This window comes from Neisseria sp. Ec49-e6-T10 (assembly GCF_051132615.1).
Classification (GTDB): Bacteria; Pseudomonadota; Gammaproteobacteria; order Burkholderiales; family Neisseriaceae.
Genome location: NZ_CP152375.1, coordinates 2,450,425 through 2,472,009, shown reverse-complemented (window position 1 = coordinate 2,472,009; position 21,585 = coordinate 2,450,425). Strand labels below are relative to the sequence as shown.

The window sequence follows — 21,585 nt, the reverse complement described above, 5'->3', positions numbered from 1 at the left end:
TTTTATGTTTAAAAAATTATTTACCAAAGAAACTTCACTGGATTTTGTTCCTTTGGTTTTTTTTGCCCTGATTTTAACTCTCCCTTTTACATTAAATACTCGTCTAGGCCCGAACACTAGCTATATTCTAGATAATATTACTGTTTCTCTGTGCCTATTAATGGTCTTAACTTTAGGTTTGCAGGGACAATTATGGCAAAAGGTTCCTAAAACTTCATGGTTCTTCCTTATACTAGCGTTACTCTGGTATATACAAACTTTATTTATTCCATTACATTTTGTTGGACAAAGTTATTTTGCAATTGGTGTCTTTTTAAGCATGGCTTTATTAGCCTTTGCCACACAAGCATTAATTAAAAAATTTGGTCAACAAAAAATTATCACTTTATTAGCGATTGCTTTAATGTTTGGAGCTTTAATTCAAGCTGCAGTTGGTATAATACAGTTGTTGGATTTAACCAAATTTTATAATACACTATATGACAATTATTCTCTCTCATTAAATAAACTGATTACAATATCCGCTAAAGGAACAATTTTTGGACAACTAGCACAACGTAATCATTATGCACATTACCTTATGTGGGGAGTAATCAGTACATGTTACCTTTATAGTATTAATAAAATTAGGTTATCTTTATCTATATTTATATTGGCAACTTTTAGCATATTAATGGCAGCTGCGGCGTCAAGATTAGTCGTTTTGTATGCGTTCATGTTTATGTTTATGACTCTAATTTGGTTTTATCGTAAAAAAGATATATTTCTACGAAAATTTTTACTTCTTGCTATTATTAGTGCTACATTAATTATGCTTTTTCAAATCCCGATTATCTCTGAGTTGGTTGGAATTAAGTCAACAGGCCTTAGCAGAGTCTCTTCTGGATTAGGATTCTTTGGTTCTAGACGTTTTTATGAATCATATAAAGCATGGCTTTTATTTAAAGAATACCCGTTTTTAGGGGTTGGTTGGAGTCAATATGCTTATAATGCATTTCAATTAGATTCTTTACCTTACTTTATCAATGAACCAAAAGAACCAGGTTTGTTTATACATAGTCACAACTCATTTTTACAAATTTTAGCTGAAATGGGACTATTCATCACATTAGTTGTATGTTTAGGCTTTTTTTGGGTAATCAAAAAATATATTACTAAAACAACACTGAATTCTCTTTTTCCTCTCGTTTTAATTTCTACTAGCTTAATCCATAGTCTCTTAGAATACCCGCTATGGTATGTATATTTTCTTGCACCATTTACAGTATTTATGAGCCTACAAAATTTAGAGGAAAAAGATAGTACTTCCATTAAAACTGTAAATACAAAGAAAAAAATACCCAACATTATTTCTGGGCTTATTGCATTTTGTTTAGCAGGTGTTTTATTAACACAAATAATTTTATTAATTCCAAGGTATGCATTATTACATAATGCATATATTTTAAGGAATGTTAATGAAAGTAAAGATGACATAAAAAAAGATATACTTCCTTTAGTTAACACAAGCATACTACTAAGGTATGAAGCTGTATATACTTTAGAAAGCAGTGAACGTTCTACAACAAAAGTAGATGAAACAGCATATAAAATTAATCAGCAACTTATCCAATATAGACCTTTTGCTTTTCCATTAATGCGCCGTTCTATTTATCTAAGTTTAAAAGGAAAGATAGAAGAGGCTGTAGAAAACCAAAAAATAGCTAATCATTATTACCCAACTACAATTCCTAATTTTTTACAAGTACTTAATGTTACAAATTTAACTCAAATTAAAAACCAAACACGCCAAGATTGTATGAACCTAATGAAAAAACTTCCTAAAACTAAATGTCAAACTAGCTCGACAAAAGGAGAATAGCTAGAGGAAAAAAAATAGTTAAAATAAATCGAAACACTTATTAAAATTAAGAAAAAACACTTATAAATATCCATCTATTATGAAGAAATTTTTAATAAAGGTATTTTTGCCTTCCCCATTAACCGAGAGGTAAATACCTTAGATTGATAGTATCGAATCTTGTTACACATAACAGGACGCTCGAGCCCTTCAAAGATAATGATCTCTTTGTCTGGACTCATGGCTTTAAGTTCTTGGGGCAGCATAAGTGCCCTACGCTCTTCGTTTTCCGTTCTACTGATACTTTGCCCTTTTGAAACACTGCTACGCTTCACACTGGTATAACCAAGCATTTCAGAATAATCATTGGCATCTTTTTGCTCTCTTGGAGTATATAAAATTTGCAAGGCATGATTCGTCACTAAAGTACGACTGGCTTCTCTGCCATAAGTTGCATCCAGTTGTGCCAATGATTGAATAATAGGCAATAAACGAATATTGTAACCTGCCATATAACTAACTGCTTTGGCAATAATGTCTACCTTACCTATGGAGGTAAATTCGTCCATTAACAGTAGACACTGATACTTCAAATCTGGGTTGTTTTCTGGTAACTCACGAGTATTTTGATTAATCAGCTGTGAAAAAAATAAGTTAATAATCAAACGTGCTTCTGATAATTTATTAGGTTGAATACCAATATAAATGGTCATCTTTTTCTTACGTACATCTGTGAGTAAAAAATCATCTGCACTGGTTGCTGCATCTGTAATAGGATTAAGCCATGGCAACAAAGGCTCTTTAAACATGCCCATAATACTGGCAAAAGTTTCTTCTGCTTGAGACAACAAGCCAGAAAATGCTGTTCTTGCCTGCTCACTGACAAAGGGTTCATTCGCCAACTGGGATAAATACTCTTTTAAATTAGTTTGCCCATCACCAGAGCTGAGTCGATATAAACGCCCTAAAGTCGGTGATTCAACTTCTTTTTCATAAAAAGAACCAAACACTTTTTTCTGATGGTCTCTTAAATCAAAAAGATATAGGGTCAATGCCAAGAAAACATTTTGAGCCTGATTTAACCAAAAACGATCTTTGCTGTCATCCCCAACTGGATACAACATATTGGCAATACTTTGTAAATCAGATATTCTAAAATTAGGATCATCAGAAACATAAGTTAAAGGATTCCAACGATGAGAACGGCAATCTTCAGCAAACGGATTAAATAAATAGACAGATTGCCCATGTCTTTTACGGAAACGGCTGGTTAATTCATAGTTCTCTTGTTTGATATCCAAAACAACCATAGAACCTTGATATGCCAACAAATTAGGAATCACTACCCCAACACCTTTACCAGAACGAGTGGGTGCAGCAAGCAAAACAAATTGTTGCCCGCTAAAGTATAAATACTTATTATTGAATTTACCTACCACGATACTGGTTTGTGAAGGTTTAAAAAAACCAGCCTTTTTTAAATCCTGTGCAGTAGCAAAACGGGCATCTCCATAAATCTTTTTCTTAGGGCGATAAAATCTGAAGAGCAAATATAAAGACAAGATTAAAGGAAAACCAAACCCCAAAAGAGCCGCAACACCAAATTTTGTGCTATATGCAGCAAGGTGACCATAATGAGAATAATACCGAAAGAATATAGTCAAACCGTAATGTTTAAAAGAACCTTTAGCAATCAGCAAAAAAATAAAACCTGATAAATATGAACCAGCAATAAAAACAAAAACAAGAAGAAAACAAAATAGAAAAATTTTCTTTTTACTGATCATATTTTCGCTACCAATTAAACTAGCTATAAAAAATATACGATAACATAATTATTACCAAGAAGAAACAAAAGAATAGCCAATGATTCTGAAAAAAAACAAAACCAGATTATTTTTTATAGGACAATTCCTTAATCACTTGATATACCTGATTAATTCTTGCCTCAATATCTTCTGCATCAATGGTTACCCGAAGTTTCTCACCGCCAACTAAACGATAGTTTTTATTATTCTGAATCAATTGAATAATTTGTACTGGGTCAATTTCATGCTGTTTACCAAAAGTCAAAGAAATACTACCCGCACTGGCATCAATTTGTTCTATTCCCAGAGCCTTTGCTTGTAACCTCATCTTATGGCTTTCAATAAGTGTTTTGACTGGCTGTGGCGGTAATCCGAAACGGTCTACTAATTCTTCATAAATTTGCCCTAACTCTTGATTGTTTTCACAAGCGGCTAATCGTTTATACAAAACCAAACGTTCATGAATATCTGGACAATACTCTTCAGGTAATAAAGCAGGACTATGTAATTTGATTTCGGTATTGACCCCTAGTGGTGCATTGGTATCAGGAATACGACCATTTTTTAAATCTCTTACAGCTTGCTTAAGCATTTCAGTGTATAAAGAAAACCCAACTTGGATCATTTCACCAGACTGCCCTTCACCCAACACTTCACCAGCGCCTCTTATTTCTAAGTCCTGCATCGCCAAATAAAACCCTGCCCCAAGCTCTTCTGCCATTTGAATCGCTTCAAGACGTTTTTGCGCATCTTTTGTAATGCCATCTGGTGTCAACAAATATGCATAAGCCTGATGATGAGACCTGCCTACTCGCCCTCTTAACTGGTGTAACTGTGCCAAACCAAATTTGTCTGCCCTATTAATAATAATCGTATTGGCATTTGGAATATCAATACCTGTTTCTATAATGGTTGAGCACAATAATACGTTAAATCTTTGCTGCATAAAATCTCGCATAATAGCTTCTAACTCTCGAGACTTTAATTGTCCATGTGCCACACCAATACGCGCTTCAGGCATTAACTCCTGTAAACGCTCTTTCATATTTTCAATGGTATCTACTTCATTATGCAAGAAAAATACCTGACCACCACGCTTTAACTCCCGCAAAATTGCTTCACGAATAGAACCTCGGTTATAAGGCGTGACAAATGTTTTAACCGATAATCGTCTGTTTGGCGCTGTGGCGATAATAGAAAAATCTCTTAATCCTTCTAAAGCCATTGATAATGTTCGTGGAATCGGCGTTGCTGTTAAAGTGAGCACATCAACATTGGCACGTAGTTGTTTTAACTGTTCTTTCTGACGCACCCCAAAACGGTGCTCTTCATCAATAATCACTAAGCCAAGATTCTGAAAAACAATATCAGGTTGCACCAGCTTATGCGTACCAACAACAATATCTACAGTACCATCCACTAAACCTGCTAGAGCCGCTTTTGTTTGTTTGCCACTATTAAAACGAGAAAGCTCTGCAATTTTAACGGGAAAATCAGCAAAACGATCTGAAAAAGTTTGGAAATGCTGCTCAACCAATAAAGTAGTTGGCGCCAATATGGCCACTTGTTTGCCTGCCATAACAGCCACAAAAGCCGCTCGTAAAGCCACTTCTGTTTTACCAAAACCAACATCACCACACACCAAACGATCCATCGGTTTTTCAGAACACAAGTCTTCAATAACAGCGGTAATGGCATTTGCCTGATCAGGCGTTTCTTCATATTCAAACCCAGCAGCAAAAGTATGGTAATCCACTTCATTTAAGGAGTATTGAAATCCTTTTTGAGCCGCGCGTTGAGCATAAAGATTGAGTAATTCTGCCGCAGTATCATGAGCTTTTTGTGCCGCTTTTTTCTTTACTTTTTCCCATGCAGGGCTACCTAGTCGATGTAAATGTATATCATCATGCGCTTGCCCAGCATAGCGGCTAATCAAATGTAATTGTGAAACAGGTACGTACAAAACAGCATCATCTGCATATTCTAAGCGCATTAATTCTGTATTACCCTCACCTAAGTCCATGGTTTCTAAACCTTGATAACGGCCAATACCATGTTCTTCATGGACAACGGGGTCACCTATTTTTATCTCTGCCAAATCGCGTAATAAACTGTCACTTTGCCCAGAGTGTTTTTTACGTGCTTTTCTTAAGCGCACCACATGCTGGTATAAATCAGCCTCACTAATAAATGCTGTATGTTCTTCTGGTAATAAAAATCCTTTTTCAAGTGGTGCAACGACTAAAGAAAGCAGAGATTTTTTATCCTCAAGAAAAGCTTGCCATGACTCTACTAGTTTTGGTTTTAACTGATGCTCCGTAAGGAATTGAGCCATCGTTTCTCTACGGCCTAAACTATCTGCCGTTAATAATATTTTTCCTGTAAAAGTGGCACAAAATTGTGCTAATTTTACTAAAGGGTTATCAACCCGTCTTTCTACCGCTAAATCAGGTAATTGGTTTTCAGGTAAAGAACCAATGGGCAAAACGACACGACAATAATTTTTTAAGGTGATAAATAAATCTTGATCATTAAGATATAATAGTTCTGGCTTAACAGGTGGATATAATGGATTACCTGTAGCCATTTGATAACGCGAACGAACATCTAAGATAAATGTTTGAGCGGCATGTGCTATTTTATTGTGTTCAATAATAATCGTTTGTGGATCAATATAATCAAAAATAGTGGCCATCTGCTCAAAGAAGAAGGGCAAATAATACTCTACCCCAGCACCAAAAAGCCCATTACTGACATCTTGATATACTTTAGCTTTGGTCGGATCTGATTCAATATATTCTCTGAATTTTTGCCGAAATACAGTTTGCGCTTCTTCATCAGTAGGAAATTCATGGGCAGGCATTAATTTGATTTCAGAAACAGGATATAAAGTTCTTTGTGTATCAACATCAAACGCTTTGATGCTCTCTATTTCTTCATCAAATAAATCCAAACGATAAGGGATGGCACTGCCTGTTGGAAACAAATCAATCAAACTGCCCCTAATTGAAAACTCCCCTGCTGCAACAACTTGTGTCACATGTTGGTAACCAGCAAAAACCAAATCTTGTCTTAAACGATCGATATTAAGTTTTTGAGCACATTTAAGCCAAAATGTCCGACTTAAAACAAACTCAACAGGTGCGACTTTTTGCATTGCTGTTGTAATAGGTACAATCAACACATCAATTTGCTGTTGTTTTGTTTGCCATAGAACAGCCAAACGTTCACTGATTAGATCTTGCTGAGGAGAAAATTGATCATACGGTAATATTTCCCAATCTGGAAAATATGAAATCTGATATTGAGGCAAATAAAACTGTAATTCATCTTTTAAACGCAGAGCTTGTTTAGCATTTTCGGTTAAAATCAAGTATTTTTGATTTTTTTCAAAATTTTTAGATAAAAAATAAGCGTCTACCCCTTCTGAAATGATAGGAAGCTCTGTTCTACTCATGGGTTTTAATTGTTTGAATACAGATTGCAACATACAAAATGATTTATAAAGATAAAACCGTATTATAAGCCCGATTGACCTTATATCCAAAGCACTGTTCAATAATTTGGATTTCCAGTAAAATAAGCCCGTTTAATTTGTTTATACATTTATATACACACAACTGACCATTATAATTTTATGGTATGGAGTTAATTTTAATGAAAAAATCTTCTTTATCTTATGGGTTGTTGTTCAGCACCTTAGTGATTTTAACAGCCTGTAAACCAGATGCACCAACGACAAACAATAATATAGAAACTGCATCAGAAACAAACACACCTGTACTAGAAGCTGTAAAACTGAACAGTAATGATGGCAAACTGACTCTTGAAATATCAGATAATGGTTTTAATAATAAACTTGACGATACTGAGTTTTTAGCAACAAAGCCACTTGGTCAAGTTGATACTCAAAATATTGTGTTGCTACAGCAAAATACAGACACTTTGCTTTTTGCTGTCAAAACAAAAGGGGTAAATAAAGACATTAATCAGGCAAAAGAGACACTACAACAAAATTTAAACAATGACCCTACTATTGAATCTGTTAACGTTTCTGTGATCAATGATGAAGCATACCCGGCGAAAAAACTGGCTTATCATTTTACTCATAAAGCAACAGAAACAGAAAATGCCACAAATGAAGCCTGCGCTTTAACTACAGATTACGCTGTATGTGCCATTGGATCTGGGGATATAGCCACTTTAAATGGATACCTAGAAAAAATAACGGTTCAAACAACCGCCCAACAATAATTTAAGTTATGTGCCTTAACTGGCAAAGTATTGTTCATCAGAATAGGATATGGGGTCTATTGATCACCTGTATCCTATTTTTTGGTTGTTCTAAAGAGCAAACATATTTCTCTCGTGATGGTTTGTATTCTGTATCTGTCTCAGACAGTCAATTTACTGATTATACGCAAACTGCTCAAACTATTGTTGACCAAGAATTACCTCAAACGAATGCTCAATTAGTGACTTTATTATTGAGTAAAGAGCAAAATAAACAATTAATATATGGTTTAAGTTTACCCCTTAGTCAGTCTGTAGATGAAACAACGAGCATCATTCATTTAACCAAAATAATCGAAAAAGAATTAAAAAACAATCCTGCCATCTTAGAATACTCTATTCAAACAAATCCAAAAAAATCTCAACTTCAATTTACCGCAACCAATCGTTTAGGCAAAATCTCAACTCATGAAAGTTGCCTATTAACTTTAACCAAATCACATATAATCAATATTTGTGCTCGTTTACAAAATGCGAAAAGTAATAAGGATGCAGCTCAATTAATCAAAAACATAAAAGTGACCATAAAAAAACAGCCTGACCATTTGCAAAAATAACATCATATCTTGATACATACACAAACAAACCATGTTAAGTAAATATTTTCAGCTTTATCTTGCCCTGTTGTACCTCAATCTTTATAATCAATGAACCTCTATTTCATTATTTATATATTTAAGGAAAAAAATGAATAACTCATTAAAATTATTTGCTGTTTCTTTAATCAGTATTGGTTTATTAGCAGCATGTAATGATGAAGCAAAATCTCCAGCAGCGGGCACTAATACAACAGCACCAAGTGCAAACGTTGTGACCTCATCAGATGGCGCTTACTCAATTTCACTCAATGGTGACTTCAAAGACAAAATTGCAGATAAAGCACAAATTGCTGCTCTTCGTTTACCTGGTACACCTGTAGATAAAGTGACCATGTTACAGTTAGCGGGAGATGAGAAAACAGGCGATATGGTCTATGGTATTTCCTTTGAGTTTCCTGCTGGTGCAAAAATGCCACCAATTGATGACCTAATCAAACAAATGGATGTGCAAACCAAAAGTATGCCTTCTGTAAAAAATGCCCAAGCAAGTAAAGTAGAAGGTACAGACAATCAAATGATGTACTCTATGGAAAACAGTGTTGGTGGTATTACTGCCTATGAAACCTGTCGTATGGCAGTAACAGATAAACTACTAACAGTATGTGTGGCTTCTCAGAATACTGGGGATAAAGCTAGATTAAATACCATGATCGAAAGCTTTCAAGTTAAGTAAACATATCTACTCTTCTTTTCAAAATACCCAGGTAAACATTACTTGGGTATTTTTATTGACAAGAATAAACACTTTTTTCATTAAGAAAAGTGGTACAATAAAGCCCAAATTGAGCCTTCCTTTTTAAAAAATAGTGGCTCTATATTTTGTCAGCTAACTAATTTCATCCAATATGTTTACCTCCACCAATCAGTTTTTCATGCAACAGGCGTTAGATCTGGCAAAAAAAGGTCTAAACAGTACTTCTCCTAATCCACGAGTAGGTTGTGTCATTACACAGGCTGAGCAAGTTGTCGGTGAAGGGTTTCATGTTATAGCAGGCTCTGCACACGCTGAAGTACATGCTCTCAGACAAGCTGGGCCTTTAGCGACAAATGCAACCGCCTATGTCACACTTGAGCCTTGCAGCCATTATGGTCGTACGCCTCCATGTGCGTTAGCACTCATTGAAGCAAAAGTAAAAGAAGTCATTATTGCCACTCTTGACCCTAACCCTTTGGTTGCTGGAAAAGGTAAAGCCTTACTGACTCAAGCAGGTATCACTGTCAAACATGGTTTACTGGAAGAGTCAGCAAGAATACTTAATCGTGGGTTTTTCTCACGAATAGAAAGAAACCGCCCTTTTGTCCAATTAAAATGTGCCACCAGTTTAGATGGAAAAACTGCATTAAATAATGGGCAAAGCCAATGGATCACATCAGAAGCTTCTCGTTTAGCTGTGCAGCATTTACGGGCAAAATCCTGTGCTATTTTGACAGGTGTGGGTACGGTATTAAAAGATAATCCAACACTAAATGTACGTGCTTTTCATACTTTACGACAACCAAAAAGAATTGTCGTCGATACACATTTACGCACACCATTGGATAGCCATATTGTTCAACAAAACGGCGGACAAACTTTTATTGCCACATCAGTACTTGATCAAACCAAACACCAGCCTTATTTAGATCAAGGCGTACAAATGATTAAAGTACCACTCAAACAAAATCATATCGATCTACTATTTTTGATGGAAAAATTAGCTGATTTAGAAATAGGAGAGCTCATGGTTGAAGCTGGGCAAACCCTAAACAGTGCGCTTTTACAGGCGCAACTGATTGATGAAATTGTTTGGTTCCAAGCCCCAAAAATACTTGGTTCACACGCTCAAGGGGCATTTTCATATCAACAAGAGCTCACCAATTTAATCAGTGCCTCGCAATGGCAAATCACTCAAGTCAATACAATAGAGAATGATATTTGCCTCTATCTACACCCAAAAAATTGAACTTGCTTAAAAAATAAAATAACACAGAAAAAACCCAACAATCATTAAGAAAAACCAAGTGATGCCGCCAAGAACAAGGGGTTTTAAACCAGCCTGTTTAATAGCATAAATATGGGTTCTTAGACCTAAAGCAGCCATCGCCATAGAAAGAATAATAGTGTCAATTTGTAAAATAACATGAACAATTTTTGGGGGGATGATATGCAAAGAATTCAAGCCACTGACTACAACAAATAAAATAGCAAACCAAGGAATCGTTATCTGTGCAGTTTGATGATGTTCTTTTTGTGTTGTCTTTAACGAAAAAGACAACACAAACAAAAATGGTGCCAACATCATCACCCTAATCATTTTTTCAATAATTGCGGCAGCAGCAGCTGTTTCACTGACATTTTTCCCTGCAACGACTACCTGAGCAACTTCATGAATCGTTGCCCCTGTGAAAATACCGTATATTTGATCACTATGAAATAAGGGCAGCAATAAAGGATAGGCAAACATAGATAAAGTACCAAAAACCACAACTGTCGCTACCGCAATAGATACTTTATGCGCTTGAGCACGAATAATTGGCTCTGTTGCCATAATAGCAGCAGCACCACAAATAGAACTGCCTGCTGCAATCAGGCGCACAATTTCTTTATCTAATTTTAAAACTTTAGTCCCTATTTGAACTGTAAACACATAGGTTAGAATAATCATGGATACAGCCAGCATAATCGCGAACCATCTCATGTCTATAATCTGCTGAAAGGTAATTTGAAAACCATATAAAATAATACCAAGTCTTAATAAGGTATTTTTTGTATAATCAACCCCTCTTTCTGTGTGAGAAGCAATTTTGGAAAAAATGGTATTACCTATCATGATGCCAATAATAATGGCACAAGAAAGTGCACCAAGACCAAATTGTTGGAAAAATTTTATTTGAGCTAATTCCTTACTCAATAATGCAATAACAAAAACCAAAACAATCCCAAGCCACCCATTTTTGCTTTCTTTTATATTCACCATGATATTTTTCATATTATTTTTGCCACTCGTTTCGTTTATTATTTTGCAAAATTATGTAACAATGAATAATATAAATAAAATACATATTTTTTATAGTTAGATAACCTCAAGTTATGAATTTACATTTATTGAAAATATTCTATACAGTTGCGTTAGAAAAAAACTTTTCTAACGCAGCAAAAAAATTATTCATCAGTCAACCTGCGGTATCAAAATCTGTACAAACATTAGAAGACCAGCTTGGTTTACCCCTGATCAATAGGCAAAAACGCTTAAAAAAAGAGGAAAAAGGTGTTCAATTAACGGAAGATGGAAAAGCTCTTTTTGAACATGCACGAGCCATTTTTTCTTTAGAACGAATAACCGTTGATGAAATGCAAGCTCGCCTTCAAATAAAAAAAGGCAAACTTTCTATTGGCGCCAGTACAACTTTAGCAGGCTATTGGTTACCTGCTTACTTATCCATATTCTTACAACAGTACCCTAAAATTGAATTGTGCGTTAAAGTAGGCAATACACAAACAATCACTCAAAAGCTTATTGATGGTGAAATAGATTTTGCTTTGGTTGAAGGTCTCGTGAAGGATACTCGGATTCAAATAGATGTATGGCGTCATGAAACGTTAGAAATTGTAGCCGCCTCTTTTTCTACATTAAACTTGGCAAAAGAAATTAATGTAGACCAATTAAACCAACTTACTTGGCTAATAAGGGAAGCTGGTTCTGGCACCCATGATGTCACCTTAGAAATGCTCAAAACATTAGACATCCAACCACATCAATTTATTGAACTTGGCAGTAATGAAATGATTGCTCGCTCTGTTAGTGCAGGGCTTGGTGTCTCAATACTTCCGAAAAAAGTCATACATGAACTGAAAATTTTAGATCAGCTCAAGACCATTACCATGAAACAAAGCCATTTATTGACTCGTCCTCTTTATATTTTTAGCTTAAAAAATAGACCTTTATCGCCATTAATGCAAGCGTTTCATGATCTATTACATACACATGAGACAATCAATTAACTAAGATCCTATATGAAAAAGTAGATATTTTCAAAAAATACCATTAGCTGACTGTACTATTTGGTTCAATATTATTTTTTACAACAAATTATTTTAATTTTATTTATAAATACCTTTTTCACCTAGTTTGCTGTCTATTTAAAAACAAAACAACCACAATCAATGATACTATTGGGCTATTATCATTATCATGACCTCATTTATTAAAATGAACGCCACCTTAGCTTTCGATATTGAAACCATTCCTGATATAACAGGTATCCGTACACTTTATGATTTGGATAGCGATATTCCTGATACTCATGTTGTTGACTTTGCCTTGCAAAAACGACGAGCCCAAGTAGGAAACGATTTCATTCAACACCATTTACATCAAGTTGTTGCCATTTCTTGCGTATTACGATGGGGACAAGACAAAGTACATGTCAACACAATTGGGCAATTAGGGGACGATGAAGAAAGCATGATTGCCAAATTCTACGAGCTTATTGAACGCTACACTCCACAATTGGTTAGTTGGAATGGTGGTGGTTTTGATTTACCTGTTTTACATTATCGCTCTATGATTCATGGAGTTGCCGCTCCTCGTTATTGGGATACAGGCGAAGGAGACTATAACGATAGCCGTGATTTTAAATGGAATAATTACATCAGCCGCTATCACAATCGTCATCTTGATCTTATGGATTTACTGGCCTTATATCAGCCACGAGCCAATGTTCCGTTAGATGATATGGCCAAATTATGTGGTTTCCCCGGTAAATTAGGCATGGATGGCAGCAAAGTCTGGCAAGCATATCATGATGGCAAACTCAAAGAAATCCGTGATTATTGTGAAACAGATGCGGCCAACACTTACCTAATGTTTTTACGCTTTGAGCTGATTCGAGGTCACTTAAACGCAGATGAATATCAATTGGAAATAAAAAGAATCAAAGATTATTTAAATCAACAAGAAGCTTTACATTGGCAAGAATTTTGTGCTGCTTGGCACTGATACATGGTAAAACAGAGTATATTCATGAAGCTAGAAAACCTCGTTCTAATTGGTGTTGGTTTAATAGGTGGTTCCTTTGCTCTAGACTTAAAAAGATCAGGGCAATTACAACATGTTCATGGTATTGACATTAATCCAGACAACTTGGAACGTGCAATTGAACGCAACGTTATTGATACAGGTTCAACCACATTGGCGCAAGATTATATTGCCAATGCTGACCTTATTCTAATGGCAACCCCTATCGGGCAATTTGCTCCTATTTTACAACAGTTAAACCCTTTATTAAAAACAGGCACCATTATCACTGATGTTGGCAGCACCAAACGAGAAGTGATTGCGGCATTCAAAACTCATTTACCAGAACATTTTCATCACTATATTGCGACACACCCTATTGCAGGCTCAGATAGAAGTGGCGCTATTTCTGCCCAGTTTGGTTTATTCAAAGACAAAAAAGTCATACTTTGTCCACATGAAGCTCAAAATGAAGAAGCGTTTCATTTAATCAATACACTTTGGCAAAGCATTGGTGCCACAACATTTGTGCTTACACCTCAAGAACATGATCAGGTTTTTGCCAGTGTTAGCCACCTGCCCCATTTATTGTCTTTTGCGTTTATTCATCAAATCATCAATCAACATAGTGCGGATCAAAACTTATTTTTTGCTGGGACAGGTTTTCAAGATTTTACACGCATTGCATCTAGTGACCCTTCTGTCTGGACAGATATATGTCTTGCCAATCAGGATATTTTAATTGATTTAATTGAACAAAATCAGCAAGAGTTAAATCAAATCAGCCACTATTTAAAACAAGCAGATAAAAAAGCTTTATTTGACTATTTTGCTCAAGCAAAGCAGTCCAGAGACCAATGGCTCACCAATAAATAGCATGAATTTACAAGGCACATGATTATGTTTAGTGATATTTTTACCCTACCTCGTTTACGTCAATTAGAACATTTAGCTGTCAATAAGAACATCAATCTAATGGCACAAGCAGCGCAGGTTATTTTTAACTGGATCACACATTATTACCCCAAAGCGCATGTATTAATGGCTGTGGGCACAGGAAATAATGGTGGGGACGCATTATGTTGTGCAAAGCTTTTAGCACAACATAATATTAAAGTTACTTTATGGGTACCCGAAACACCTAAAACCGATGAAAGTATCCAAGCCTTTAATGAATGTAAACAATTAAATTTACCCGTCATTGAACAGTTTAATCAACTGCCTGAACTGCCTGACCTCATTGTGGACGGCTTTTTTGGTATAGGCTTAAACCGTAATCTGGATCAAAACTGGCAAGACAGAATCAATCAAATTAACCGCTGTGGTATTGATGTTCTGGCAATTGATACACCGTCTGGATTAGATGCTTATCGGGGCATCATTTATGGTGCTGCTGTTAAAGCCCATACAACATTAACCTTCATTTGTGCCAAACCCGGCCTTCACACAAATGAAGGTGTCGATCAAAGTGGTAAAGTTTTTGTTGCAGCATTGAATATACCCAACGCCATCATTCCGGAATCCAGTGGCACAATTGCGCCAAGCCAAGAAGCCAGCCAACTGAAAAGAGTGGCTAATTGCCATAAAGGCACCTTTGGCAGCATAGGCGTTATTGGCGGCGCCAAAAGTATGCTGGGTGCAGCAATCTTATGTGCTCGTACAAGTTTATATTGCGGTGCAGGTAAAGTTTATGTTGGCACACTGGGTGACTACCAAGTTGACCCTATCGCGCCTGAACTTATGTTTTCAACAGCAGAACATATTTTAGAACAAGACATCCAAGTGATGGCAATTGGCCCGGGGCTGTCTGTGCAAGATCGTGCCAAAGCCTGTTTGGAAAAAGCACTCGGTTTACCCATAAAAAAAGTACTGGATGCCGATGCCCTTAATTTAATTTCACAAAATCATGATCTGGAAGATTATTTTACAGAACAAAACAACACAGAAATCATTCTCACACCCCACCCCACAGAAGCAGCCAGACTGTTAAAAACCAGTACTTCTCTGATTCAAGCAAATAGGGTTAAAGCCGCACAACAGCTTGCACACAAATTTAATGCAACAGTTATTTTAAAAGGGTGTGGCAGTATTATTGCTCGACCTGATGGTTTTTATAGAGTGAATACTTCTGGCAGTGCAACTCTTGCTTCTGGCGGACAAGGTGATGTTTTAACCGGCATTTGTGCAGCACTTTTAGGACAAGGTTTGGATGCTTTTGAAGCAGCTTCAATTTCAGCTTATGTGCATGGTTTAGCCGGAGAACATTATGCACGCAAAAAAGGCCAAATTGGATTAAGTGCATCAAAAACCATAGAAATTATTAAGCATTATTTAAATAAGCTGATTGAGCAAGAAAACTAATGCTGTTTTAAAAAATTGAATACAATAAATAAACAATAGGCGTTTTTTAGTGAAAAATACAGCAATTTCAACTAGAATAACGCCCTTAACTTAAATTAATCTATCTTAAGACAATAAATCAGGAATCACTATGAGCGATACGCAAACCCATTTACCAGAAGACGAAAACCAGATTATCAGCCTACGTCGCGGTAAACTTAATAATATTCGTCAAACACAAATCGCTTATCCTAACGACTTTCGTCGCGATGCTTTCGCAAAAGAGTTACATGAGCAATATGAACAATTCGATAAAGAAACCCTAGAACAAAAAGCCATTCACGTCAAAGTTGCTGGACGTATGATGCTCAAACGAGAAATGGGCAAAGCAAGTTTCGCCACACTACAGGATATTACAGGACAAATTCAACTGTATATCAATAATCAAGGTGTGGGTGAACAAACGCATGAAGAGTTTAAACACTGGGATTTGGGTGATATTATCGCAGCTGAAGGCACTGTATTTAAAACAAATAAAGGTGAATTGTCTATTAAAGTGACACAATTGCGTTTATTGACTAAATCCATTCGCCCTTTACCTGATAAACATCATGGCCTATCTGATCAAGAACAACGTTATCGTCAACGCTATGCTGACCTGATTATGAATGAACATACGCGTGATACGTTCATCAAGCGCAGCAATATCATTCAAACTGTACGCAACTATATGGTTAATGAGCACTATCTTGAAGTAGAAACACCTATGATGCATCCTATTCCTGGTGGTGCCACAGCCAAGCCATTTCAAACGCATCATAATGCTTTGGATATGCCTTTATTTTTAAGAATTGCACCCGAACTGTATCTAAAAAGACTGATTGTTGGTGGTTTAGAACGCGTATTTGAAGTCAATCGTAGTTTTAGAAATGAAGGTGTCAGTACTCGCCATAATCCAGAATTCACCATGATTGAGTTTTATGAAGCCTATAGCGATTACAATCGCATGATGCAAATGGCTGAAGGAATTATCCGCACTTGTGCTCAAGAAGTTTGTGGGACAACAACCATTATCTACAACGATAAGGAAGTTGATTTGGGTAAGCCATTTGAACAGTTAACCATTATTGAAGCCATTCAAAAATACAATCCTCAATATCAACTGAGTGATTTACATAACGAAGAATGGTTAACTCATGAAATTAAAAAATTGGGCGGGAAACTGCCACCAAGTAAGGGATTAGGCAGTTTACAATTGGCATTATTCGAAGAATGTGCCGAAACCAAACTATGGAACCCAACATTTATTGTTGATTACCCTATTGAGGTATCTCCTTTAGCAAGAGCATCCGACAGTAAAGAAGGATTGACTGAACGCTTTGAGCTATTCGTTGTGGGTAGAGAATTAGCCAATGGCTATTCAGAGTTAAATGATCCAGAAGACCAAGCGGCACGTTTTCAAGCGCAAGTTCAACAAAAAGATGCAGGAGATGATGAAGCCATGCATTTTGATGCTGATTATATTCGTGCGATGGAATACGGTATGCCCCCTACTGGTGGTTGTGGGATTGGTATCGATCGTTTAGTGATGCTGTTAACCAATTCACCTACTATTCGAGATGTTATTTTATTCCCTCATATGAGACCAGAATAAGTTAAAATATCAAAAAGAAACCGCCTAAATTTAGGCGGTTTCTTTATTTCTCGCTTAAAATATCTTAATAACAATCTATTTTAATTTCTAATTATTTAAAACAGTTAGTCAAATATAATAATCTATTTGGAACAATTTACATAAATTTACATCTAATAAAAATCATCAAACAAAAATATAAAGAATATGGAGATGAATATAATGACAAAATACAATCGTTCTCGCAGAGATTTTTTATCAAAAAGCGTCAAAATTATTCCATCGGTAGCAATTGCCACAAGCAGTATCGGTCATATAACACAAACACTTGCCCAGAACAGTCAAACACAAGAAAACACATTAAAACAATACACACCTCAATATTTTACACAAGAAGAGTGGGATTTTTTAATTGCAGCGTGTAATCAACTCATTCCCAATGATGAAACAAGTGCGGGTGCAATAGAAGCTTGTGTGCCTGAATTTATTGATAAGCAAATGAATACATCCTATGGAAATGGTGGATTATGGTATATGCAAGGTCCATTTCACCCAGATGCACCACCTGAGCTTGGCTACCAATTGAAGCTTACCCCTAAAGAAATTTACCGTGTGGGCATAGAAGACACAAATACATATTGCCAACAACACTTTAATAAATATTTTGCACAATTAGATGGCGATCAACAAATCAATATACTCAAGCAATTAGAAAATGGAAGCATCGAACTGAAACGGATACCCGCAAAAACTTTTTTTAATTTTTTACTCACCAATACCAAAGAAGGCTATTTTGCTGACCCTCAATACGGTGGAAACCGTCATATGGTCGGTTGGAAAATGATTGGTTTCCCAGGAGCTAGAGCAGACTATATGGATTGGGTAAAACAACACAATAAACACTATCCTTTTGGCCCAGTATCCATCCAAGGGAAAAGGAGCATAAAATGAGTATACAAAAAAACAAAGTAGATGCCGTGATTATCGGTTTTGGCTGGACTGGTGCCATTATGGCTAAAGAATTAACAGATGCAGGTTTACATGTTGTCGCTTTAGAAAGAGGCGAATATCAAGACACCAATATAACCGCACAATACCCAAAAATTGCAGATGAATTGGCTTATTCCGTGAGAGGAAAACTCTTTCAACATTTAGCATCAGAAACTGTCACTGTTCGCCATAATGAAAATCAAACAGCTGTACCCTATCGTCAACATGGATCATTTTTGCTTGGCAATGGAGTGGGCGGTGCAGGCTTTCATTGGAATGGCATGCACTGGAGAGCATTAGAATCCGATCTAAATTTACGCAGCCATTATGAGCAAAGATACGGAAAATCCTTTATTCCTAAAGGAATGACAATTCAAGACTTTGGTGTAACGTACCAAGAACTCGAGCCTTATTTTATGCATTTTGAAACTGTGTGCGGTGTTTCTGGTGCCGCAGGCAATATTAACGGCACATTGATTGATGGAGGCAATAAATTTGAAGGGCCAAGAAGTAAAGCTTTTCCCCTGCCTCCTCTAGCAGATACCTATGGTGCATCATTATTTGCCAAAGCAGCCAAACAATTAGGTTATCACCCCTTTCCTGTACCAGCGTCTAATGCTTCCGAACCTTATACCAACCCTTATAATGTGCGCCTTGGCCCCTGTAATTTTTGCGGCTTTTGCGAAAATTATGGCTGTTATATGTATTCTAAAGCTTCGCCACAAACAACGATCTTACCTGCTCTACGACAAAGCGCTAATTTTGAACTCAGAACTGGTTCGCATGTAATTAAAATTAACTTAGACTCAACAGGAAAAAAAGCAACAGGTGTCACCTATATTGATGCACAAGGACAAGAAATAGAACAGACAGCAGACTTAGTCATCTTATCAGCCTTTCAAATGCACAATGTCAGATTACTGCTTTTGTCAAAAATCGGACAGCCTTATGACCCAAAAACAGGAGAAGGCGTTGTTGGTAAAAACTTCTGTTATCAGATGAATGGCAATGTCAGTGTGGTGTTACCCAAAGGAACACAGTTGAATGCCTTTGCAGGTGCAGGTGCAGGAGGACAAGCGATTGATGATTTTAACGGAGACAATTTTGATCATTCGTCATTAGGTTTTATTGGTGGTGCGGAGATTTGGCACAATCGCACAGGTGCTCGCCCCATCAAACAGGCACCAACGCTACCTAATACACCAGCGTGGGGAAAAGAATGGAAAACAAGCATACAAGATGCTTATCAACGCGTTACAACCGTCGCCACACATGGCTCCGTTATGGCTTATGAAGACTGTTATCTTGATTTAGACCCAACATATAAAGATTCTTTTGGTCTACCTTTATTAAGGATGACGTTTGATTGGCATGAAAATGAGTTAAAAATGACTCAATTCACCACCAAAAAAGCGGAAGAAATTGGCAAAGCGATGGGTGCTGAATCATTCAAAAATAATGCAATGCCAATGAATGCCCACTATGATGTTCGTTTTTATCAATCAACACACTTAACAGGGGGTGCCATTATGGGTACCAATCCTAAAAACAGTGTTGTGAATAAATTCTTACAAAGTTGGGATGTATCCAACCTATTTGTTTTAGGAGCATCTAGCTTTCCTCAAAACTTTGGTTACAATCCTACGGGTTTAGTAGGTGCTTTGGCTTATCATGCAGCACATGCCATTCGTGAACAATACTTAAAAAACCCAGGCCCTTTGGTTCAGGCATAGGAGAGATCAATGAAAAAAATCAAAATTATCCTTGTTACTGCCATCATTATTGGCTTAGGTTTTATGGGGTTTTTCTCATTTTACACAGGCCCAAGTTCCACTTTAAATAATACACCTCCACCATTTACAGAAGATCAAATTAAACGGGGTGAATATTTGGCACAAGCAGGAGATTGTATTGCTTGTCATACAGCAACAGATGGCAAAAAATTTGCAGGGGGTCTAGGCATTGCCTCTCCCATAGGCATGATTTATTCAAGCAATATTACCCCCGATAAAGAAACGGGTATTGGCAGCTTCTCATTACAAGATTTTGATAATGCCATTCGTTATGGAATTCGTCATGATGGCATGAGCCTTTATCCTGCTATGCCCTTTCCTTCTTACGCACGTCTAAGTGACGAGGACTTAACCAATCTTTATGCTTATTTTATGCATTCGGTTGAACCTGTGACTCAAGCAAACAAAAAAAATGGCATTACATGGCCCTTATCTATGCGTTGGCCGTTGACAGCATGGCGTTTAATGTTTGCACCTGATGTTAAAAGCTTTACGGCTGCCTCTCACCAAGACCCAATTGTTGCGCGTGGTGCTTACTTAGTAGAAGGTTTAGGGCACTGTGGAACATGTCATACACCAAGATCTTTTACACTTAATGAAAAAGCCTATAGCAATCAAGAAAGCAATCTATTTCTGTCAGGCAGCAATGCCCCAATAGATGGTTGGATGGCCATCAATCTAAGAGGGGATCATAAAGATGGCTTAGGTAGCTTTACAGAAGAAGAATTGGTTGAATTTTTAAAAACAGGCCGTACAGACCGCACTGCAGCGTTTGGGGGCATGACTGATGCAATAGAACACAGCTTGCAATACTTAACAGACGAAGACCTAACAGCTATAGCTCGTTACCTTAAAACCCTACCAGCCTTAAGAGCGAACAATCCGCCATTTGTATATGACGACTCGGTTGCAACGGCACTTTATAATGGAGACACCAGTAAAGTAGGTGCACAAACCTATGTGGACAATTGTGCGGCATGTCATCGAACAACAGGAAAAGGTTATCCAAAAGTATTCCCTGCTTTGGCTGGTAACCCTGTTGTCCAATCAGATAACCCAACTTCTGTGATCAATATCGTCTTAAAAGGGCATACGCTTTCAGGCACCAAAGCAGCACCTACTGCTTACACTATGCCCACTTTAAATTGGCGCTTAAGTGATCAAGAATTGGCTGATGTAGCCACATTTATTCGAACCAGTTGGGGTAATCAAGGCAGCATTGTGCAGTCAAATGAAGTAGCTAAATTAAGAAAAGCGCTCCCAAAAAATGGGACAGAATAATAAATCATTCG

16 protein-coding genes are annotated in these 21,585 nt (G+C 36.8%); 13 read left to right on the top strand and 3 right to left on the bottom strand.

Annotated elements, in window-relative coordinates; all coding sequences use genetic code 11:
- The first annotated feature begins 4 nt into the window (after nucleotides 1-4).
- A complete protein-coding gene (locus tag AADH04_RS12270; RefSeq protein ID WP_434777560.1) occupies nucleotides 5-1,861 on the top strand; it encodes an O-antigen ligase family protein in 1,857 nt (618 codons plus the stop codon).
- A gap of 77 nt (nucleotides 1,862-1,938) precedes the next feature.
- Here AADH04_RS12270 and AADH04_RS12265 read toward each other — a convergent pair whose 3' ends face one another.
- Both AADH04_RS12265 and mfd read right to left on the bottom strand, forming a co-directional pair.
- Nucleotides 1,939-3,627: a type IV secretory system conjugative DNA transfer family protein gene (locus AADH04_RS12265; protein ID WP_434777559.1), complete on the bottom strand. Its 1,689-nt coding sequence runs from the start codon at nucleotides 3,625-3,627 to the stop codon at nucleotides 1,939-1,941.
- Between the two features lie 106 nt (nucleotides 3,628-3,733).
- The gene (gene mfd, locus AADH04_RS12260) at nucleotides 3,734-7,138 is read right to left on the bottom strand and encodes a transcription-repair coupling factor (protein WP_434777558.1); all 3,405 of its coding nucleotides are present in this window, start codon (nucleotides 7,136-7,138) and stop codon (nucleotides 3,734-3,736) included.
- Between the two features lie 167 nt (nucleotides 7,139-7,305).
- Between mfd and AADH04_RS12255 the strand changes: the two genes are divergently transcribed.
- The 4 genes from AADH04_RS12255 (at nucleotide 7,306) to ribD (ending at nucleotide 10,483) form a co-directional block, all read left to right on the top strand.
- Nucleotides 7,306-7,902, top strand: coding sequence for a hypothetical protein (locus AADH04_RS12255; protein ID WP_434777557.1), 597 nt, complete (start codon nucleotides 7,306-7,308; stop codon nucleotides 7,900-7,902).
- Between the two features lie 59 nt (nucleotides 7,903-7,961).
- The gene (locus AADH04_RS12250; RefSeq protein ID WP_434777556.1) at nucleotides 7,962-8,498 is read left to right on the top strand and encodes a hypothetical protein; all 537 of its coding nucleotides are present in this window, start codon (nucleotides 7,962-7,964) and stop codon (nucleotides 8,496-8,498) included.
- Nucleotides 8,499-8,628: 130 nt separating this feature from the next.
- On the top strand, nucleotides 8,629-9,213 hold the full coding sequence (locus tag AADH04_RS12245; protein WP_434777555.1) for a hypothetical protein: 585 nt from the start codon (nucleotides 8,629-8,631) through the stop codon (nucleotides 9,211-9,213).
- 199 nt (nucleotides 9,214-9,412) lie between these two features.
- Nucleotides 9,413-10,483, top strand: coding sequence for a bifunctional diaminohydroxyphosphoribosylaminopyrimidine deaminase/5-amino-6-(5-phosphoribosylamino)uracil reductase RibD (gene ribD, locus AADH04_RS12240; protein ID WP_434777554.1), 1,071 nt, complete (start codon nucleotides 9,413-9,415; stop codon nucleotides 10,481-10,483).
- A gap of 6 nt (nucleotides 10,484-10,489) precedes the next feature.
- Here the strand turns inward: ribD and AADH04_RS12235 are convergent, their stop codons facing one another.
- A complete protein-coding gene (locus AADH04_RS12235) occupies nucleotides 10,490-11,509 on the bottom strand; it encodes a YeiH family protein (RefSeq protein ID WP_434777553.1) in 1,020 nt (339 codons plus the stop codon).
- Between the two features lie 101 nt (nucleotides 11,510-11,610).
- Here AADH04_RS12235 and AADH04_RS12230 point away from each other — a divergent pair, with 101 nt between their 5' ends.
- The 8 genes from AADH04_RS12230 to AADH04_RS12195 all read left to right on the top strand — a co-directional run bounded on the left by AADH04_RS12230 (nucleotide 11,611) and on the right by AADH04_RS12195 (nucleotide 21,574).
- Nucleotides 11,611-12,522 carry a LysR substrate-binding domain-containing protein gene (locus tag AADH04_RS12230; RefSeq protein WP_434777552.1) on the top strand — a complete coding sequence of 304 codons (912 nt, stop codon included), beginning with the start codon at nucleotides 11,611-11,613 and terminating at the stop codon, nucleotides 12,520-12,522.
- Between the two features lie 208 nt (nucleotides 12,523-12,730).
- On the top strand, nucleotides 12,731-13,519 hold the full coding sequence (locus AADH04_RS12225; protein ID WP_434779848.1) for a 3'-5' exonuclease: 789 nt from the start codon (nucleotides 12,731-12,733) through the stop codon (nucleotides 13,517-13,519).
- Between the two features lie 24 nt (nucleotides 13,520-13,543).
- On the top strand, nucleotides 13,544-14,413 hold the full coding sequence (locus tag AADH04_RS12220) for a prephenate dehydrogenase (protein ID WP_434777551.1): 870 nt from the start codon (nucleotides 13,544-13,546) through the stop codon (nucleotides 14,411-14,413).
- Nucleotides 14,414-14,437: 24 nt separating this feature from the next.
- Nucleotides 14,438-15,898 carry an NAD(P)H-hydrate dehydratase gene (locus AADH04_RS12215; RefSeq protein WP_434777550.1) on the top strand — a complete coding sequence of 487 codons (1,461 nt, stop codon included), beginning with the start codon at nucleotides 14,438-14,440 and terminating at the stop codon, nucleotides 15,896-15,898.
- A 130-nt stretch (nucleotides 15,899-16,028) separates the two neighbouring features.
- Complete coding sequence (lysS, locus tag AADH04_RS12210) at nucleotides 16,029-17,531, top strand: lysine--tRNA ligase (protein WP_434777549.1); 1,503 nt, start codon at nucleotides 16,029-16,031, stop codon at nucleotides 17,529-17,531.
- 201 nt (nucleotides 17,532-17,732) lie between these two features.
- Entirely contained in the window at nucleotides 17,733-18,461 is a 729-nt protein-coding gene (locus AADH04_RS12205; RefSeq protein ID WP_434777548.1) for a gluconate 2-dehydrogenase subunit 3 family protein, read from the top strand.
- The gene (locus tag AADH04_RS12200; RefSeq protein WP_434777547.1) at nucleotides 18,458-20,233 is read left to right on the top strand and encodes a GMC family oxidoreductase; all 1,776 of its coding nucleotides are present in this window, start codon (nucleotides 18,458-18,460) and stop codon (nucleotides 20,231-20,233) included. The genes AADH04_RS12205 and AADH04_RS12200 overlap by 4 nt, the downstream gene beginning before the upstream one ends.
- Before the next feature lie 9 nt (nucleotides 20,234-20,242).
- On the top strand, nucleotides 20,243-21,574 hold the full coding sequence (locus tag AADH04_RS12195) for a c-type cytochrome (RefSeq protein WP_434777546.1): 1,332 nt from the start codon (nucleotides 20,243-20,245) through the stop codon (nucleotides 21,572-21,574).
- The last annotated feature ends 11 nt before the right edge of the window (nucleotides 21,575-21,585 follow it).

Coding starts and splice junctions, on each gene's coding strand:
- AADH04_RS12225 (WP_434779848.1), top strand. CDS start 12,731: ATGAACGCCACCTTAGCTTTCGATATTGAAACCATTCCTGATATAACA.
- AADH04_RS12235 (WP_434777553.1), bottom strand. CDS start 11,509: ATGAAAAATATCATGGTGAATATAAAAGAAAGCAAAAATGGGTGGCTT.
- mfd (WP_434777558.1), bottom strand. CDS start 7,138: ATGTTGCAATCTGTATTCAAACAATTAAAACCCATGAGTAGAACAGAG.
- AADH04_RS12200 (WP_434777547.1), top strand. CDS start 18,458: ATGAGTATACAAAAAAACAAAGTAGATGCCGTGATTATCGGTTTTGGC.
- AADH04_RS12230 (WP_434777552.1), top strand. CDS start 11,611: ATGAATTTACATTTATTGAAAATATTCTATACAGTTGCGTTAGAAAAA.
- ribD (WP_434777554.1), top strand. CDS start 9,413: ATGCAACAGGCGTTAGATCTGGCAAAAAAAGGTCTAAACAGTACTTCT.
- AADH04_RS12265 (WP_434777559.1), bottom strand. CDS start 3,627: ATGATCAGTAAAAAGAAAATTTTTCTATTTTGTTTTCTTCTTGTTTTT.
- AADH04_RS12255 (WP_434777557.1), top strand. CDS start 7,306: ATGAAAAAATCTTCTTTATCTTATGGGTTGTTGTTCAGCACCTTAGTG.
- AADH04_RS12245 (WP_434777555.1), top strand. CDS start 8,629: ATGAATAACTCATTAAAATTATTTGCTGTTTCTTTAATCAGTATTGGT.
- AADH04_RS12215 (WP_434777550.1), top strand. CDS start 14,438: ATGTTTAGTGATATTTTTACCCTACCTCGTTTACGTCAATTAGAACAT.
- lysS (WP_434777549.1), top strand. CDS start 16,029: ATGAGCGATACGCAAACCCATTTACCAGAAGACGAAAACCAGATTATC.
- AADH04_RS12205 (WP_434777548.1), top strand. CDS start 17,733: ATGACAAAATACAATCGTTCTCGCAGAGATTTTTTATCAAAAAGCGTC.
- AADH04_RS12270 (WP_434777560.1), top strand. CDS start 5: ATGTTTAAAAAATTATTTACCAAAGAAACTTCACTGGATTTTGTTCCT.
- AADH04_RS12220 (WP_434777551.1), top strand. CDS start 13,544: ATGAAGCTAGAAAACCTCGTTCTAATTGGTGTTGGTTTAATAGGTGGT.
- AADH04_RS12195 (WP_434777546.1), top strand. CDS start 20,243: ATGAAAAAAATCAAAATTATCCTTGTTACTGCCATCATTATTGGCTTA.